Source organism: Microbispora siamensis (assembly GCF_016863095.1).
Lineage (GTDB): Bacteria > Actinomycetota > Actinomycetes > Streptosporangiales > Streptosporangiaceae > Microbispora > Microbispora siamensis.
Window position 1 is genome coordinate 60,894 of the sequence record NZ_BOOF01000035.1, and the last position, 15,376, is coordinate 76,269.

At 70.1% G+C, this 15,376-nt stretch carries 19 protein-coding genes; 4 read left to right on the plus strand and 15 right to left on the minus strand.

Annotated elements, in window-relative coordinates:
• Positions 1-28 precede the first annotated feature (28 nt).
• The 5 genes from Msi02_RS28475 to Msi02_RS28495 all read right to left on the minus strand — a co-directional run bounded on the left by Msi02_RS28475 (position 29) and on the right by Msi02_RS28495 (position 4,228).
• Positions 29-1,093 (minus strand): serine hydrolase domain-containing protein, encoded by a 1,065-nt coding sequence (locus Msi02_RS28475; protein ID WP_239108780.1) that lies wholly within the window; start codon positions 1,091-1,093, stop codon positions 29-31.
• A gap of 77 nt (positions 1,094-1,170) precedes the next feature.
• A complete protein-coding gene (locus Msi02_RS28480) occupies positions 1,171-1,815 on the minus strand; it encodes a response regulator transcription factor (RefSeq protein ID WP_204051106.1) in 645 nt (214 codons plus the stop codon).
• Entirely contained in the window at positions 1,806-2,891 is a 1,086-nt protein-coding gene (locus Msi02_RS28485) for a sensor histidine kinase (RefSeq protein ID WP_204051107.1), read from the minus strand. The genes Msi02_RS28480 and Msi02_RS28485 overlap by 10 nt, the downstream gene beginning before the upstream one ends.
• Positions 2,875-3,492, minus strand: coding sequence for a DedA family protein (locus tag Msi02_RS28490; RefSeq protein WP_204051108.1), 618 nt, complete (start codon positions 3,490-3,492; stop codon positions 2,875-2,877). Before Msi02_RS28490 ends, Msi02_RS28485 begins: the two co-directional genes overlap by 17 nt.
• 106 nt (positions 3,493-3,598) lie before the next feature.
• Positions 3,599-4,228, minus strand: a complete 630-nt coding sequence (locus Msi02_RS28495) for a TetR/AcrR family transcriptional regulator C-terminal domain-containing protein (protein ID WP_204051109.1) — start codon at positions 4,226-4,228, stop codon at positions 3,599-3,601.
• Positions 4,229-4,303: 75 nt separating this feature from the next.
• Between Msi02_RS28495 and Msi02_RS28500 the strand changes: the two genes are divergently transcribed.
• Positions 4,304-4,729: an ester cyclase gene (locus Msi02_RS28500; protein WP_204051110.1), complete on the plus strand. Its 426-nt coding sequence runs from the start codon at positions 4,304-4,306 to the stop codon at positions 4,727-4,729.
• 97 nt (positions 4,730-4,826) lie between these two features.
• Here Msi02_RS28500 and dnaB read toward each other — a convergent pair whose 3' ends face one another.
• On the minus strand, positions 4,827-6,149 hold the full coding sequence (gene dnaB, locus Msi02_RS28505; protein ID WP_143737165.1) for a replicative DNA helicase: 1,323 nt from the start codon (positions 6,147-6,149) through the stop codon (positions 4,827-4,829).
• Between the two features lie 336 nt (positions 6,150-6,485).
• Here dnaB and Msi02_RS28510 point away from each other — a divergent pair, with 336 nt between their 5' ends.
• Complete coding sequence (locus tag Msi02_RS28510; protein ID WP_204051111.1) at positions 6,486-7,808, plus strand: MATE family efflux transporter; 1,323 nt, start codon at positions 6,486-6,488, stop codon at positions 7,806-7,808.
• Between the two features lies 1 nt (position 7,809).
• Here the strand turns inward: Msi02_RS28510 and Msi02_RS28515 are convergent, their stop codons facing one another.
• The 7 genes from Msi02_RS28515 to rpsF form a co-directional block, all read right to left on the minus strand.
• Positions 7,810-8,553 carry an amino acid ABC transporter ATP-binding protein gene (locus Msi02_RS28515; protein WP_204051112.1) on the minus strand — a complete coding sequence of 248 codons (744 nt, stop codon included), beginning with the start codon at positions 8,551-8,553 and terminating at the stop codon, positions 7,810-7,812.
• Positions 8,550-9,449, minus strand: a complete 900-nt coding sequence (locus Msi02_RS28520) for an amino acid ABC transporter permease (protein WP_239108781.1) — start codon at positions 9,447-9,449, stop codon at positions 8,550-8,552. Before Msi02_RS28520 ends, Msi02_RS28515 begins: the two co-directional genes overlap by 4 nt.
• Positions 9,446-10,327, minus strand: a complete 882-nt coding sequence (locus tag Msi02_RS28525) for an ABC transporter substrate-binding protein (RefSeq protein ID WP_204051113.1) — start codon at positions 10,325-10,327, stop codon at positions 9,446-9,448. Before Msi02_RS28525 ends, Msi02_RS28520 begins: the two co-directional genes overlap by 4 nt.
• 180 nt (positions 10,328-10,507) lie before the next feature.
• A complete protein-coding gene (gene rplI / locus Msi02_RS28530) occupies positions 10,508-10,954 on the minus strand; it encodes a 50S ribosomal protein L9 (protein WP_079314233.1) in 447 nt (148 codons plus the stop codon).
• A 19-nt stretch (positions 10,955-10,973) separates the two neighbouring features.
• Positions 10,974-11,210: a 30S ribosomal protein S18 gene (rpsR, locus tag Msi02_RS28535; protein WP_076439843.1), complete on the minus strand. Its 237-nt coding sequence runs from the start codon at positions 11,208-11,210 to the stop codon at positions 10,974-10,976.
• An 86-nt stretch (positions 11,211-11,296) separates the two neighbouring features.
• Positions 11,297-11,830, minus strand: a complete 534-nt coding sequence (locus tag Msi02_RS28540) for a single-stranded DNA-binding protein (protein WP_079314232.1) — start codon at positions 11,828-11,830, stop codon at positions 11,297-11,299.
• Between the two features lie 102 nt (positions 11,831-11,932).
• Positions 11,933-12,223, minus strand: a complete 291-nt coding sequence (gene rpsF, locus Msi02_RS28545) for a 30S ribosomal protein S6 (protein WP_030508619.1) — start codon at positions 12,221-12,223, stop codon at positions 11,933-11,935.
• Positions 12,224-12,493: 270 nt separating this feature from the next.
• Between rpsF and Msi02_RS28550 the strand changes: the two genes are divergently transcribed.
• A complete protein-coding gene (locus tag Msi02_RS28550) occupies positions 12,494-12,739 on the plus strand; it encodes a hypothetical protein (protein ID WP_239108782.1) in 246 nt (81 codons plus the stop codon).
• Positions 12,740-12,750: 11 nt separating this feature from the next.
• On the opposite strand, the gene Msi02_RS28555 is transcribed toward Msi02_RS28550, so the two are convergent.
• A complete protein-coding gene (locus Msi02_RS28555; protein WP_179155065.1) occupies positions 12,751-12,927 on the minus strand; it encodes a hypothetical protein in 177 nt (58 codons plus the stop codon).
• A gap of 179 nt (positions 12,928-13,106) precedes the next feature.
• On the opposite strand from Msi02_RS28555, the gene Msi02_RS28560 reads away from it, so the two are divergent.
• Complete coding sequence (locus tag Msi02_RS28560) at positions 13,107-13,898, plus strand: deoxyribonuclease IV (protein ID WP_204051114.1); 792 nt, start codon at positions 13,107-13,109, stop codon at positions 13,896-13,898.
• Between the two features lie 43 nt (positions 13,899-13,941).
• Here Msi02_RS28560 and Msi02_RS28565 read toward each other — a convergent pair whose 3' ends face one another.
• Positions 13,942-15,177, minus strand: coding sequence for a glycosyltransferase 87 family protein (locus Msi02_RS28565; protein ID WP_204051115.1), 1,236 nt, complete (start codon positions 15,175-15,177; stop codon positions 13,942-13,944).
• Positions 15,178-15,376 lie beyond the last annotated feature (199 nt).

Here is a 15,376-nt window from a genome sequence, read left to right on the forward strand (position 1 = left end):
CGGCGTACCGGGACGTGTGCGCCGGGTACTAGCCCGCCGACCCGCAGAACACCTTGACGGCGATCCCCATGACCTCCGGGGTCGTCGGGTTGCGGGTAGAGGGGTTGATCGACAGGGTCAGCGACGTGCCCGAGTCCGACCGGAACGCGAACGTCAGATAACCGATCAGCTCCCCGCTGTGCCCCCACACCGTGCCGCACGGGAGCCGGTAGGCCTGCAGCCCGAGCCCGTAGCCGAATCCGGCTCCCGTCTCCACCGTCGTGCGCATCGCCTGCAAGGACGCGTCGCTGATCAGCTCGCCGCCGAGCAGCGCCGACATGAACCGCTCCAGGTCCGCGGCGGTCGAGATCATCTCCCCGGCGGCCCAGTCCAGCGAGGGATTCATCCGCGTCGCGTCCACCAGGCCGGGCAGCGGCTCGTACCCCTTGGCGTGCGGTGACGGCAGCCCTGCCCGGTCGCCCGGCACCACCGTGTGGCGCAGCCCCAGCGGGCGCAGGATCCGGCGCGTGACCTCCTCGCCGTACGGGTGGCCGGTCAGCTTCTCCACCAGCAGCCCGAGCACGACGTAGTTGGTGTTGGAGTAGTGCCACTTCCCGTCGTCGGGGAGCTTCTTGGCGAAGGCCACCCTGAGCAGTTCGCGCGGCTCGTAGGAGCGGAACCGGGCGTCGCCGCGCCAGCGGTTGGTCGAGTATCCGGGCTCGCTCATGTAGTCGTACAGGTGGCTGGTGTGGTTGAGGAGCCGCCGGACGGTGATCTGCTCGCCGCCCGGCACAAGACCGGGGAGGTACTCGTCAATGGGGTCGTCGAGCCGCACCTTGCCCTCGTCCACGAGCTGGAGCACCACCGTCGCGACGAAGGTCTTGGTGACGCTGCCGATCCGGAAGTAGCCGTTGGGCGAGGGCCGACCACCGCGCTCGATGTCGCGCACGCCCGCGGTGCCCGACCAGGTGCGGCCGCCGTCGGAGACCCGCGCCAGGGCGGCCGTCGCCCCGCCGCCCGCCACGATCTTCTCCAGGTCGGGGCGTACGTCCACGGCCTGGCCGCCCGCCGCGACGCTCATCGCCACCAGCACGTTCGTCATCGTCTGCATCATGTGATCGACGCTATGGAGATCGGCGTCGCGGAGGAATGCGGTGCGCCGCCCACTCGACCTGCGGAAAACCGCAGGGTTCAGGAGCCGAGGTAGCGCAGCACGGCCAGGACCCGGCGGCTGTAGCCGGTCGTGTGCGACAGCGCGAGCTTGTCGAACAGCGCGTTGACGTGCTTTTCCACCGCGCTCTGCGACACGTGCAGGGATCCGGCGATCGAGGCGTTGGTCAGGCCCTGGGCCATGAGCTCGAGCACCTGGCGCTCGCGGGCGGTGAGCTGGGCCAGCGGGTCGGCGTGGCTGGTGCGCGCGAGCAACTGGCGCACCACCTCCGGGTCGAACGCCGTCCCGCCCGCGCCCACCCGCTCGAGCGCGTCCAGGAAGTCGCCGACCTGGGCCACGCGGTCCTTGAGCAGGTAGCCGACGCCGTCGATGCTGCCGCTCATCAGCTCGGTGGCGTACTTCTTCTCGACGTACTGCGACAGCACCAGCACCTTGACCTCCGGCCGGCGCCGCCGGATCTCCAGCGCGGCGCGCAGGCCCTCGTCGGTGTGGGTGGGCGGCATGCGTACGTCGACCACCACCGCGTCGGGCCTGTCGCCGTCCACCGCCTCCAGGAGCGCGTCGGCGTCGCCCACCGCGGCCAGGACGTCGTGGCCTTCCTCCTTCAGCAGCCGCACCAGGCCCTCGCGCAACAGCGCCGAGTCCTCGGCCAGCATCACCCGCACGGCAACTCCGCTTCGATCACAGTGGGCCCGCCGGGCGGACTGGTCACGGTGAACCGGCCGTCAAGCGCGGCCACCCGCCGCGCCAGCCCGGTCAGCCCGCCGCCGGTGGCGTCGGCTCCGCCCACGCCGTCGTCCTCCGCTCGCACGACGACCATCGTGCCTTCCTGACGTACGTCGATGGTGACCAGGGTGGCCCGGGAGTGCTTGGCCGCGTTCGTCACCGCCTCGCTGGCCACGAAGTAGGCGGCGGCCTCCACCACCGACGGGGGCCGCTCCGGCAGCGCGCAGGTCACCGTGACCTTGACCGGCGCCCGCTCGGCCACGCCGGCGAGCGCCTCCTCCAGCCCGTGCGCGTCCAGCCCCGACGGGTACACCCGCCAGGCCACCTCGCGCAGCTCGACCAGCGCCTGCTGAGCCTGCTCGTGGACCTGCTCCAGCAGCTCGGGGCGGCCCCGGCGGGCGCGTCCCGCGAGCATGGACAGCGCCACCAGCCGCTGCTGCACCCCGTCGTGGAGATCGCGCTCGATCCGCCGCCGCTCGGCGTCGACCGCCGCGACCACCCCGGCGCGGCTCTCGGTCAGTTCGGCGATCCGCCGCCGGAGCGCCTCGGCGGGGTCGGGAGCGAGCAGGCGTACGGCGAGCCGCCGCTCCAGTGCGTCCACCCCCACCAGGCCGGACACGTCCAGGAAAAGCAGGACGACGCCCGCGAGGAGGAAGTAGGCCAGCAACGGCGGGGTGGGCAGCATGCCGTCGAACGCCTCCCCGCGCCCCCAAGACCATGCCAGCCTGACCGCCGTACCGACGCCGACCACCAGCAGCAGCACCACCAGGCCGCCCAGGAGGCCCACGGGCGCCCGGGCAGCCAGGAAGCGCAGCTCACCCTCCTCGGTGCGGCCCGGAAGGTCCAGGCGCAGCCGCCGCAACTCCAGGCCGGTCAGCCGTGCGGCCGTCGCGCGCACCGCGGGACGGCCGGCGAACGGCACCGCCACCAGGACGAAGACCAACCCCGGAAGGGCGGTGACCGCGCCTGCGGCCACCGCCCCGACGAGCCTCAGCGCTCTAACCGTCCAGCGCATGCCGCCCCTTGCGCCGCTCACTCAGCCGTACGCCCACGAAGACCAGCACGGCCAGCAGCACCGTGGCGACGACCGCGTTGGTGCCCACGCTCACGTACTTCTCCACCAGAGACCAGTTCTCGCCGAGCGTCCAGCCTGCCAGTACGAAGAGGGTGTTCCAGAGCAGGCTCCCTGCCGTGGTCAGGAGCGTGAAGACGCCCAGCGGCATGCGTTCCACCCCGGCGGGAACGGAGATCAGGCTGCGGAAGATCGGGATCATCCGGCCGAAGAACACCGTCTTGCGCCCGTGCTTGAGGAACCAGGCCTCGGTCTTGGTGATGTCGGAGACCTTCAGCAGCGGGATCCGCGCGGCCAGGGCCAGCGTGCGCTCACGACCGAGCAGCGCGCCCACCCAGTACAGCGCCAGCCCCCCGGCCACCGAGCCGGCCGTGGTCCACAGCAGGACGGCGAGCAGGTTCATCTCACCCCGGGAGGCGGTGAAACCGGCCAGCGGCAGGATCACCTCACTGGGGAGGGGCGGGAAGAGGTTCTCCAGCGCGATCGCGATCGCGGCCCCCGGCGCGCCGAGCAGCTCCATCAGGTGAATCAGCCATTCCGTCATGCGCCCGAGACTAGGAACGATCAGGGCAGAGCCACCATGAGGCGCGTGGCCGTTCAGGGGTGGGGAAAACCACAGCCGCCGTGCGTACGCGCGCAGTCGGCGTGATCTAGAGGGTGGCGCGGGGAGCCAGGCCCCGGAGCAGGGCGTCGAGCGCGCGGTCGAAGCGCTCCTGATGGTCCTCGGGAGTGCCGAGCCCGGCGCGCAGCGCCTCGGCCAGCACGGGATACTCCCCCGGGTCGAGGCTCTCCATCACGCCGGCGACGTCCGGCTCGTCGTGCCCCGGCGTACGTCCGGCCTCGGCCAGCGTGTGCCCCACGACGAACGTCGCCACCGCGTTGACGAGTTGGAGCCCCTCCAGTGCGCCGAACCCCTCGGCCCGCAGCGCGGCCGCGATCCGTTCCACGGTCGCGAGGCCGCCGGGTGCGAGCACCGGCCGGGTGGCGACCAGCGGCAGCAGGGCGGGGTGCGCGAGCAGCTCCCGCCGGATCGCGACCGCGAAGGCGCGAAGCCACTCCCGCCACGGGCCCACCGGCTCGACCGTGACCCGCGAGACCGCCATGTCGATGAGTCCGTCCAGGACGGCGTCCTTGTTCGGCACGTAGTAGTAGAGCGTCATCGCCTCCACGCCCAGCTCGGCGCCGAGCTTGCGCATCGACAGCGCCGCGATGCCCTCCCTGTCGACCAGGGCCAGCGCGGCGGCGAGCACCTTCTCCCGGGACAGTCCCACTCGCGGCATCGGGCCTCCCCTTGACGTCTCTTACGTCGTAAGAATATCGTCCTCTTACACCGTAAGAAAACGAAGGGAGCACCCATGAGCACCGCCGCGAAGACCGTCGCCCAGGGGCTGTTCGACGCGATCAACGACCGGAGGCTGGGCGACCTGCGCCGCTACATGACCGACGACGTGATCGACCACAACAAGGTGATCCACGGGGAGCCCGACGAGCCGGGCGCGGCGTTCGACGCCATCGCCCAGCAGCTCGACGCGTTCGACCCGTTCCACCTGAAGGTCGAGGAGATGATCGGCGAGGGCGACCGGGTGGCCGTGCGGCTGACGATGTCGGGGGTGAACTCCGGCTCCCACCCGCGCATGCCGGAGCCCACCCACCGCTCGTTCACCGTCGAGGCGATCTTCATCCTCACCCTGCGGGACGGGAAGATCTCCGAGATGCGCGCCGTGAGCGACCGCCTGGGCATGTTCTTCCAGCTCGGCTGGGACTGGCCCGAGATCGACTGACCGGTGACGCCTTCGGCCCCGAAGGCCTCAGGTTCCCGCCCCGGCGGCCTCGCGGTCGAACGCGTGCCCGCCGCCCGGTCGGCGCATGATGACGACGTCAGTGAGTGGCCATGTCCACGAAGCGGCTGTAGTGGCCCTGGAAGGCCACCGTGACCGTGGCCGTGGGGCCGTTTCGGTGCTTGGCCACGATCAGGTCGGCCTCGCCCGCGCGTGGCGACTCCCGCTCGTACGCGTCCTCCCGGTGCAGCAGGATGACCATGTCGGCGTCCTGCTCGATGGAGCCCGATTCACGTAGGTCCGACACTTGCGGGCGCTTGTCCGTACGCTGCTCGGGACCACGGTTGAGCTGGGAGATCGCGATGACCGGCACCTCAAGCTCCTTGGCCAGCAGCTTCAGGGCCCGGGACAGCTCCGAGACCTCCTGCTGACGGCTCTCGGTCTTCTTGGGCGAGCTCATGAGCTGGAGATAGTCGACGATCACGAAGCGCAGGTCGTGACGCTGCTTGAGGCGGCGGCACTTGGCCCGGATCTCCATCATCGACATGTTCGGGGAGTCGTCGATGAACAGCGGCGCCTCGGCGACCTCGCCCATGCGGCGGGCCATCCGCGTCCAGTCGTCGTCGCTCATCATGCCCGAGCGCATCGTGTGCAGCGCCACCCGCGCCTCGGCGGACAGCAGACGCATGGTGATCTCGTTGCGCGACATCTCCAGCGAGAAGATGACCGTGGTCATCCCATGCTTGATCGCCGCAGATCGGGCGAAATCCAGACCTAGGGTGCTTTTTCCGATCGCGGGGCGGGCGGCCACGACGATCATCTGACCGGGGTGGAGGCCGTTGGTCAGGGCGTCGAGGTCCTGGAAGCCGGTAGGGACGCCGACCATCTGGCCGCCGCGGCTGCCGATGGCCTCGATCTCGTCGAGCGCCGACGGCATGATCTCCGACAGCGGAAGGTAGTCCTCGGACGTGCGGCGCTCGGTGACCTTGTAGATCTCGGCCTGCGCGCGGTCGACCAGGTCGTCGACCTCCTCGCCCTGGCCGCCGTACCCGTAGGAGACGATGCGGGTGCCGGCCTCGATGAGGCGGCGCAGGACGGCCTGCTCCCGGACGATCTTGGCGTAGTAGCCGGCGTTGGCGGCGGTGGGCACGATCGCGGTCAGCGTGTGCAGGTACGCACCGCCGCCGACCCGGGCGACCTCGCCACGCTTCTGCAACTCGTCGAAGACGGTCACCGAGTCGGCAGGCTCGCCCCGGCCGTACAGGTCGGTGATCACCTCGAAGACGATCTGGTGGGCCGGCCGGTAGAAGTCGTCGGCGCGCAGCACCTCGATGACGTCGGCGATGGCATCCTTGGACAGCAGCATGCCGCCCAGCACCGACTGCTCGGCCTCGATGTTGTGTGGCGGCGTCCGCTCGAACATCGAATCGGAGCCTCCCGATCCCCCCGGGAAGTCGAGCACGCTCACCCTCACACCCCCTGCCCACCGGTCACGGCAACCCCAGCCCGGTGCGCAAGTCTCCCCAACCCCAGGGCCGGGCGGCAACTTGACCAGTGGACAACCCTGTGGACAACGTGTGCAGTCCGCTCCCCGGACATGTGAAAACCCTGGGGACGACCCTGTGGACAGCGATGTGACCGCGTCGGGGAGATCCGCTCCCACCTGGGATTTCGATATCCACGGCCTGTGGAAGAAAGAAAGTCACCGGAGATTCGCGATACCGATCGAGCATGGCTCCGTAAGCCGCAAAATAGGCTTATGCCACTTACCTCCGGAACGGGACACGGCCGTGCCCACGACAGGGAGATCCTCAGGCTCGCGATCCCGGCGTTCGGGGCACTGGTGGCCGAGCCGCTCTTCCTGCTCACCGACTCCGTCATCGTCGGCCACCTCCCCGATCCTGCGCTCGGCGCTCTCGGCGTGGCCAGCGCGGCCCTGTCAGCTCTCGTCGGGCTGTGCGTGTTCCTCGCGTACGCCACCACGGCCGCGGTCGCGCGGAGGCTGGGGGCGGGGGACGTCAGGCAGGCGATGCGCCAGGGGATGGACGGCCTGTGGCTGGCCGCGATCATCGGCCTGGCCGTCAGTGTGGCGTGCTGGCCTCTTGCTCCGTTTATCGTACACCTGTTCGGAGCGACGGGCCAGCTCGCCACGCAGGCCGTCACCTATCTGCGCATCAGTCTCCTGGGCACCCCCGCGATGCTGCTGGTCCTCGCCGGCACCGGCGTGCTGCGCGGGCTGCAGGACACCCGCACGCCGCTGGCCGTGTCCGTCGCGTCGTTCGTACTGAACGGGCTGCTCAACGTCTGGTTCGTGCTCGGCCTCGGCTGGGGGATCGCCGGGTCGGCCTGGGGCACGGTCGTCGCGCAGTCCCTGGCCGCCGCGACCTACCTCGCGCTGGTCGTGCGGACCGCCCGGGCGCACGGCGCCTCGCTGCTGCCCGACCTCGCCGGAGTGCGGGCCGCCGGCGCCGCCGGGTTCGCACTGGTCGTCCGTACGGCATGCCTGCAGGCCGTGCTGCTCGTCGCCACCTCGATCGCCACCCGGATGGGCGACGACCAGATCGGCGCGCACACGATCGCCGCCCGGATCTGGACATTCCTCGCCTTCGCCCTCGACGCCATCGCGATCGCGGGGCAGGCCATCACGGGCCGCGCGCTGGGCGCGGGCGACACGTCGGGCACCCGGGCGGCCACCAGGCGCATGGTGATGTGGGGCGTCGGGTGCGGCGTCGTGTTCTGCGCGGCCGTCCTGCTGGCGCGCCCGCTGGTCCCGGCCCTGTTCGACGCGCAAGGCGAGGCGGCCACCGAGCTGCTCGCCGTGCTGTGGCCGGTCGCGCTCCTGCAGCCGATCGCGGGCGTCGTGTTCGTGCTCGACGGGGTGCTCATCGGGGCCGGCGACCAGCGCTACCTCGCCTGGGCGGGGTTGTGGACGACGCTGGCCTACCTGCCGTTCGCCGCCGTCGCGGGCACCCTGGTCGCCCTGTGGATCGCGCTCGGCGTCTGGATGGCCGCCCGGCTCGTCACGCTCGCCCTCCGCGCGTACGGCACCACCTGGATGGTCACCGGCGGGACGGCCGCCTGACTCACATGCGGCGGGCCTCCAGCACGCGCTGGAGGAACGCCTGGGTGCGTGGATGCTCCGGCGCGCTGAAGATCTGCTCGGGCGGGCCGCTCTCCAGCAGCACGCCGCCCTCCAGGAAACACACGGCGTCGGCGATGTCGCGGGCGAACCCCATCTCGTGGGTGGCCAGGATCATCGTCATCCCGGTCTCCTTGAGCTCGCGGATCACCCCGAGCACCTCGGTGACCAGCGTGGGGTCGAGCGCGGAGGTGACCTCGTCGAGCAGGAGCAGGCGGGGGTTGGTCGCGACCGCGCGGATCACGGCGACCCGCTGCTGCTGGCCGCCGGACAGCCGGTCGGGATACTCCCCCGCCTTGTCGGCCAGCCCGAAGCGGTCGAGCAGCTCCCGTGCCCGTGCCTCGGCCTCCTCTGGCCGCACGCCGTGCACCTTGCGCGGCGCGAGCGTGATGTTGTCGAGCACGGTCATGTGCGGGAACAGGTTGTACGCCTGGAACACCATGCCGATACGGCGGCGCACGTCGTCCGCGTCGGCCCGGACGTCGGTGATCTCGGTGTCGTCGAGGTAGATGGCGCCGTCGTCGATCGTCTCCAGCAGGTTGACGCAGCGCAGCAGCGTCGACTTGCCCGAGCCGGACGCGCCGATCAGGCAGACCACCTCGTGCGGGGCGACCTCCAGGTCGATCCCGCGCAGCACGCTCTGCCCGTGGTAGTGCTTCCAGACGCCCTCGATGGTGAGCAGGCTCATGCCGTGCCGCCTCCCGTCTGGCGCCGCTCGACCCGCGCCGCGAGGTGGTCGGTGAACCGCGCCATCGGCACCGTCAGCGCGATGAACAGCAGCGCGGCTACCAGGTAGGGCGTGTAGTTGAAGGAGGAAGCGACGTGGATCTGCGCCTGCCGCACCGCCTCCAGCGGGCCGAGCACGGAGACCAGCGCGCTCTCCTTCTGCAGGGCGACGAAATCGTTGAGCAGGGGCGGGACCACCCGGCGGACGGCCTGCGGCAGCACCACGTAACGCATGGTCTGCCCGTGTGTGAGCGCCAGCGACCGCGCCGCCGCCCGCTGACTGGGGTGCACCGACTCGATCCCCGCCCGGAACACCTCCGCGACGTACGCGCTGTAGGACAGCACGAGTGCGATGATGCCGAGCGTGACCGGGTCGCTCGGCGCGCCCTGCAACTGGAGCGCGGGAATGCCGAACCCGACCAGATAGATGAGCAGGATGGTCGGGATGCCGCGGAAGATGTCGGTGTAGAGCACGGCCAGCACGCGCAGCGGGAAGAACACCGGCGAGCGCAGGCCACGCACCAGCGCGACGAGGAGCCCCAGCACCAGGATGAACACCTCGGCGATGAGGAAAATCTTGATATTGAGCAGGATCCCGCGCAGCACGTCGGGCACCGCCTGGACGAACGCCTCGGGGCTGAAGAAGGTCTCCCGCACCCGCGGCCACCCTGGCGACGAGGTGATCCCGACGACCAGGATGACCGCCACGACGATCGTGGACGCAGTGGCGACCGAAATGGACCGCCGCGCCCGGCCGCGCAGCTCCGCCTCCCGGCGGAGCTGCCGCTCACTCTTCGTCCAGACAGGCTCCACGTCCTCCGCCGACGCGGGCGAGGCCGCGGCCTCCCCGTCGGTCACTTCAGCTCCGGCGCGCCCGCGGCGGCGGTCAGCCACTGGCTCTCGATCTGCGCCAGCTCACCGGACGACTTGAGCTCGCCGAGCGCCTTGTCGACGCAGCTCACCAGAGGGCTGCCCTTCTGGAACAGCAGGCCGAACTCCTCCGGCTGACCGCCGTTCGCGGCGAACTGCCCGACGATCTTCGAGCCCTTCACCTGGGCGGCGGTGACGTAGAAGGCCGTCGGCAGGTCGACGACGATCGCGTCGATCTGCTTGTTCTTCAGCGCGTTGACCGCGTCGACCTGCTGGTTGAACACGCTCGGGTCCTTGGCGGGCTGGATGACCGAGCGCACCGCCTCCAGTGCGGTCGTGCCGGCCTGGACTCCGATCTTGGCGTCCTTGAGCTCGGCGAGGCTCGTGGCGGAGGCGAACTTCGTGCCGTCGAGGGCCACGACGCCCTGCTTGACCGTGTAGTAGCCCTGGCTGAAGTCGACGGCCTTGGCCCGCGCGGGGGTGATCGAGATCTGGTTGACGTCGAAGTCGAATTGCTTGGGCCCCGGAGCGAACGACGAGTCGAACGGCACGACCGTCCAGGTGACCTCGTCCTTGGTGAAGCCCATCTTCTCGGCCACCGCGTAGGTGACCGCGCTCTCGAAGCCCTGCCCGTTGGAGGGGTTGTCGTCCTTGAACCACGGCTCGTACGCCGGCTTGTCGGTGCCGATCGTGAGCTTGCCGGGGGTGGTGAGCTTCAGGCTCTCCTTGGCGCAGGCGTTCGCGGCGGCGGAACCGGCCGGGCTCGCGGCGGCGCTCGCGGTGGTGGAGGTGTCGTCCGCCGGAGCGCAGGCGGCGGCCGCCAGCACGAGGGCGCCGGACGCCAGCAGGAGTGAGGGACGGCGCATCACAGCCTCCATCAGGGGGTCTTTCCACGAAATCCGCTAAATCGGACGGCAAGATACTAGCGTTCCGTATAACCCGCGTTTACCTGAGGGGAATCGCCTCGTCGCCCGGGCGGCTCGGAGAAGCGCGAAGGGCCCCTCCCCGGCGTACGGAGAAGGGCCCTCGACGGACTGCGACGGGTGTCAGCCCGCGACCACCTCGACATCGAGGGTGGCGGCGACCTCCGGGTGCAGCCGGACGCTCACCTTGTGGGTGCCGACGCTCTTGATCGCGTTGCCGATCTCGATGCGACGGCGGTCGAGCTGCGGACCGCCGGCGGCCTTGACGGCCTCGGCGATGTCGCCGGTCGTGACCGAGCCGAACAGCCGGCCCGACTCGCCCGCACGGGTCTTGAGCCGCACCTTGAGGGCGCCGAGCTGGCCGGCGACCTCCTTGGCGGAGCCCAGGTCGCGGATCTCGCGGGCGGCACGCGCCTTCTTCAGCGAGGCGACCTGCGACTCGGCGCCGCGGGTCCACCGGATGGCGAAGCCACGGGGAATGAGGTAGTTGCGGCCGTAGCCGTCCTTGACCTCGACGATGTCGCCGGGAGCGCCGAGGCCGGAGACCTCAGTCGTGAGGATGAGCTTCATTTGTCCTGAGTCTCCTTTCTCAGCGCGCGGTGCTCGTGTACGGCAGCAGGGCCATCTCACGGGCGTTCTTGATAGCGGTCGCCACGTCGCGCTGGTGCTGGGTGCAGTTGCCCGTCACCCGGCGGGCACGGATCTTGCCGCGGTCGGAGATGAACTTCCGTAGCAGCCCCGTGTCCTTGTAGTCGACGTAGGAGATCTTGTCGTGGCAGAAAAGGCAAACCTTCTTCTTGGGCTTGCGGACTGCCGGCTTCGCCATCGTGGTGCTCCTCTCAGAGCCCCGCATGTCGCGGGAATGGTCGCTCGGTTGTGTTTACGGTGGTGGGACCGGAAGGCCCCCGTGACCTAGAAGGGCGGTTCGTCGCTGAAGTCGCCGCCGAAGCCGCCACCGCCCTGCGGGCCGCCGAAGCCGCCGCCACCGCCGGAGCCGTAGCCTCCCTGCGGAGCGGGCGCCGCGGTCGCCCACGGGTCGTTGGCCGGGCCGCCTCCGAAGCCGCCGCCACCGCCCTGGCGGGAGGTCTTGTTGACCTTCGCCGTGGCGTTGCGCAGCGAGGGGCCGACCTCGTCGACCTCGACCTCGTAGACCGTGCGCTTCTCGCCTTCCTTGGTCTCGTACGACCGTTGGCGCAGCCGTCCCTGCACGATCACCCGCATGCCGCGCTGGAGGCTCTCGGCGACGTTCTCCGCCGCCTGCCGCCAGACGTTGCAGGTGAGGAACAGGCCCTCGCCGTCCTTCCACTCGTTGGTCTGCTTGTCGAGGAACCGCGGAGTGGACGCGATGCGGAACCGGGCCACGGCCTGCCCCGTCGGGGTGAAGCGCAGCTCCGGGTCGTCGACAAGATTGCCGACGATCGTGATCTGGGTGTCGCCTGCTGCCATCGGTCGCTTTCGCCTTCCTATCCCGTCAGCTGAGCCGTCAAGGGCTCAGAGTACGGCCCTGGCCCGACAAATCGCCGGGCTTCGGGGTTCTGCCATTGGAGCTCAGTGGAGCTCGGGGCGGATGACCTTGGTGCGGAGGATGCCCTCGTTCAGGTTGAGCTGGCGGTCCAGCTCCTTCACGGTGGCGGGCTCGGCGGTCAGGTCGACCACGGCGTAGATGCCCTCGGACTTCTTGGCGATGTCGTAGGACAGGCGGCGACGGCCCCAGACGTCGACCTTCTCCACGGTGCCGCCGTCGTTGCGGACGACGGTGAGGAACTGGTCGAGCGACGGCTGCACGGTGCGCTCGTCGAGGGACGGGTCGAGAATGACCATCATCTCGTAGCGACGCATGTGTGATCCAACCTCCTCTGGACTCTTGCGGTCACGACGCCTTGCCGTGACAGGAGGACCCTGCGCCTCGTCCGGGTGGCAATGCCCCCGGCCCTTATCAGACGCAGTCGAATAAGGCTACCAGCCACTTGGCCGTACCCGTCCCGGAGAGTGAAACTGGAGGTCGGAGAGGGGGTAGGCGCGATGCGACACGCCATCGGCCGTAAGAGAAGGCACCCCGTTCATCTCACGCTGAACACGGACGGCAGGCCGCACCCGCGGGAGAACGCGATGACGATCGCGACGCTGGTGTGCGGCCTGGTGGCGTTCGTCACGGGCTTCATCGTGACAGCCCACATGATCGCGTCATGGGTGGGCGCGATCGGATTCTGGGGCGGCCTGTACGCCCAGTTCGTCTCGTCGACCTCCAGACAGCGGTCGCTGATCATCGTGGGGATCGTGGGGTCGTTCGTGGGCGCCGCGCTGGGCATCGCGCACGGGGGCTTCCTCCCCCGCGGATTCACGCTGCGCAGCTGAGAAGTGCCGGCTCAGCCGCCGATGTGCAGGTCCACGCCGAGCAGCACGAGGAACCACAGGAAGACCGCGATCAGGGCCTGGGCGACCTGCTTGAGGAGCGTGGGGGTGATGTAGTTGTGGAGCCAGGCCACGTAAAGGCCGACGAGGATGTAGATGAGAAGGATGAAGCTGCCTAAGCGATATCTCATGCTCGTCTCCTTGACGACGAAGTAGTATCGCGCGCGGGTTTCGGGGCGCGCGACACGCGACTGCCCTGGTTCGCACTTTTGAAACAGCGTGTCCTCTTGAAACGCTCTTGGAGAGCGCATAGGGTTCGCCCTCCGCGTCCGGCAGCCCCTTGACACGCACGCAACGGTGGAGGAACGGCATGGAAAGCCACAACGGCTCCCGCCCGCGGATCGGGGCCCACGTCGACCAGGACGACCCGCTGGCGCACGCGGCGGCCCGCGACGCCGACGTGGTGCAGTTCTTCCTCGGCGACCCCCAGGGGTGGAAGGGCCCGGTGACACCCGCCACCGCCGACGCCCTGCGCGCCTCGGACGTGGACGTCTACGTGCACGCGCCGTACGTCATCAACGTGGCCACCGCGAACAACCGCATCCGCATCCCGAGCCGCAAGCTGCTCGAGGCGCATCTCAAGGCGGCGGCGGCCATCGGCGCCAAGGGCCTGATCGTCCACGGTGGGCACGTCAACGCGGGCGACGACCCGCAGACCGGCTTCGACAACTGGCGCAAGGTCTTCGAGCGCACCGAGTGCCCGATCCCCGTGCTGATCGAGAACACCGCGGGCGGCGGCAACGCGATGGCGCGCAAGCTGGAGCGCATCGCCCGGCTGTGGGACGCGGTGACGGCGGGGGCGCCGGACCCCTCTGTCGTCGGCTTCTGCCTGGACACCTGTCACTTCCACGCGGGCGGCGAGGAGCTCGCCGGGCTCGTGGAGCGGGTGAAGGCGATCACCGGCCGCATCGACCTGGTGCACTGTAACGACTCGCGGGACGCGTTCGACTCCGGTGCCGACCGCCACGCCAACCTCGGCAGCGGGCAGATCGACCCCGAGTCGATCCTGGAGGTCTGCCGGACGGCGGGGGCGCCCATCGTGGTCGAGACGCCGTTCGAGGGCCAGGCCGACGACATCGCGTTCCTGCGCAAGCACCTGTAGACAGTCGTCCACACCCTGTGGATAACTCTGCGGATTGAAACCCTCAGGAAGCGGGTAGGGCTGTTCGAAGGCCCCGCTCTTCCCTCACCCGATCGGGCCTGCGCGTGGCGCGCCACAACTGCACGTACGACGTGACGGCCGCGGCCAGGAAGACGAGGTTGCGCAGCACCAGCACGAGCGTCCCCGGCAGGGCGCCCGTCCAGCTGTAGTCCTGCTCCACCCAGGGATACATGATCCCCGTGAGCAGGGCGGCGACCATGACGAGCAGGGCAGCCGGCCGCTGCGTCGGACCTGGCCGGTCGCGCCGCACCGACAGGATGACGGCGGCGATGCCGATCACCCACACGAGATACTGCGGCGACAGCACCCGGCTGGTGGCGACCAGGAAGAGCACGGTGGTGAGCGCGGCGTCGTAGTACGACCGCGGGCTCGGGGCCGCGCGCAGCCACCACAGGCCGACCAGTGCCAGCGCCACGGGCGTGGCGGCCAGGCTGAGCAACGTCGCGACGCCCACGCCGCCGCCCACGGCCTCCATCGCGCCGTGCTGGTAGGTGGTGTAGCCGTCCCACCAGCCGAGGGCCCGGGCGAGTGCGAACGGCGTGGCGGCCAGCGACTCGATCTGCAGCCCCCGCTCCTCCTGCGCGGCCAGGAAGTCCAGCGCGTGCGGCAGGACGAGGGCGGCCACGCCGCATCCCGCCACCGCGACGACGAGCGTGAGCCCCGACGCGGTCAGCAGTTCGCGCCACCGCCGCAGTCCGGCGAGCAGCGCGACCGGCCACACCTTCACGAGGAGCCCGACGCCGATGAGCGACCCGCGCACCGCCGGGTTGGCCGACGTCGTCAGCGCGAGCACCGCCACGAGCGTGACCATGAGGTCATACCTGGAGACGAGCACCGGGCCGAGCAGGGCCGCGCCCACGGTCCACGCCCACGGGCCCGTACGGCCCCCGCCTCGGCGGGAGGTCGAGAACCGCCACAGCAGGAGCAGGATCACGAGGTCGCACAGCACCGCAAGCAGGTAGAACGCGACGTGGTAGTCCAGCGGCAGCAGGCGGGGGGCGAGCAGCGGCAGCGCCGCGAACGGCGGATACTGCCACTTCTCGTCACCCGCAGGGAACTCCCCCTCCATGAGGACGTCGGACCAGTGGCGGTAGAGGGTGACGTCGTTCCTGAACGACTCGCCGTGCCCGGTGGGGATGGTCTGGGTCGCGACGAGGAGGAGCATCCCCCTGGTCACGGCCCACACCAGCAGCAGGAGCCATGGTGGCCTCCGGCGCATCGCTCTCCCCCGTTCGTCGCGCACACTCTCCCGCGACGCTACGCGATACCTCCGCTCCGACGGCTCCGGCATGCGGGGAGAACATGCGGTGTCGTGTCAGCGGCGGCGTCAGCACGGCGACGGCCCGGTATCAGAGCCGTCGGCGAAGGTGAACGACATGGAACGGCCCGGCGATCGCGGCCGGCTGAGTGAGAACTCT

What these genes read in the sequence shown, in the direction of transcription:
- Msi02_RS28475 (WP_239108780.1), bottom strand. Translation starts at nt 1,093, where the DNA reads ATGATGCAGACGATGACGAACGTGCTGGTGGCGATGAGCGTCGCGGCG.
- Msi02_RS28485 (WP_204051107.1), bottom strand. Translation starts at nt 2,891, where the DNA reads ATGCGCTGGACGGTTAGAGCGCTGAGGCTCGTCGGGGCGGTGGCCGCA.
- Msi02_RS28490 (WP_204051108.1), bottom strand. Translation starts at nt 3,492, where the DNA reads ATGACGGAATGGCTGATTCACCTGATGGAGCTGCTCGGCGCGCCGGGG.
- Msi02_RS28495 (WP_204051109.1), bottom strand. Translation starts at nt 4,228, where the DNA reads ATGCCGCGAGTGGGACTGTCCCGGGAGAAGGTGCTCGCCGCCGCGCTG.
- Msi02_RS28500 (WP_204051110.1), top strand. Translation starts at nt 4,304, where the DNA reads ATGAGCACCGCCGCGAAGACCGTCGCCCAGGGGCTGTTCGACGCGATC.
- dnaB (WP_143737165.1), bottom strand. Translation starts at nt 6,149, where the DNA reads ATGTTCGAGCGGACGCCGCCACACAACATCGAGGCCGAGCAGTCGGTG.
- Msi02_RS28510 (WP_204051111.1), top strand. Translation starts at nt 6,486, where the DNA reads ATGCCACTTACCTCCGGAACGGGACACGGCCGTGCCCACGACAGGGAG.
- Msi02_RS28515 (WP_204051112.1), bottom strand. Translation starts at nt 8,553, where the DNA reads ATGAGCCTGCTCACCATCGAGGGCGTCTGGAAGCACTACCACGGGCAG.
- Msi02_RS28525 (WP_204051113.1), bottom strand. Translation starts at nt 10,327, where the DNA reads ATGCGCCGTCCCTCACTCCTGCTGGCGTCCGGCGCCCTCGTGCTGGCG.
- rplI (WP_079314233.1), bottom strand. Translation starts at nt 10,954, where the DNA reads ATGAAGCTCATCCTCACGACTGAGGTCTCCGGCCTCGGCGCTCCCGGC.
- rpsR (WP_076439843.1), bottom strand. Translation starts at nt 11,210, where the DNA reads ATGGCGAAGCCGGCAGTCCGCAAGCCCAAGAAGAAGGTTTGCCTTTTC.
- Msi02_RS28540 (WP_079314232.1), bottom strand. Translation starts at nt 11,830, where the DNA reads ATGGCAGCAGGCGACACCCAGATCACGATCGTCGGCAATCTTGTCGAC.
- rpsF (WP_030508619.1), bottom strand. Translation starts at nt 12,223, where the DNA reads ATGCGTCGCTACGAGATGATGGTCATTCTCGACCCGTCCCTCGACGAG.
- Msi02_RS28550 (WP_239108782.1), top strand. Translation starts at nt 12,494, where the DNA reads ATGACGATCGCGACGCTGGTGTGCGGCCTGGTGGCGTTCGTCACGGGC.
- Msi02_RS28555 (WP_179155065.1), bottom strand. Translation starts at nt 12,927, where the DNA reads ATGAGATATCGCTTAGGCAGCTTCATCCTTCTCATCTACATCCTCGTC.
- Msi02_RS28560 (WP_204051114.1), top strand. Translation starts at nt 13,107, where the DNA reads ATGGAAAGCCACAACGGCTCCCGCCCGCGGATCGGGGCCCACGTCGAC.
- Msi02_RS28565 (WP_204051115.1), bottom strand. Translation starts at nt 15,177, where the DNA reads ATGCGCCGGAGGCCACCATGGCTCCTGCTGCTGGTGTGGGCCGTGACC.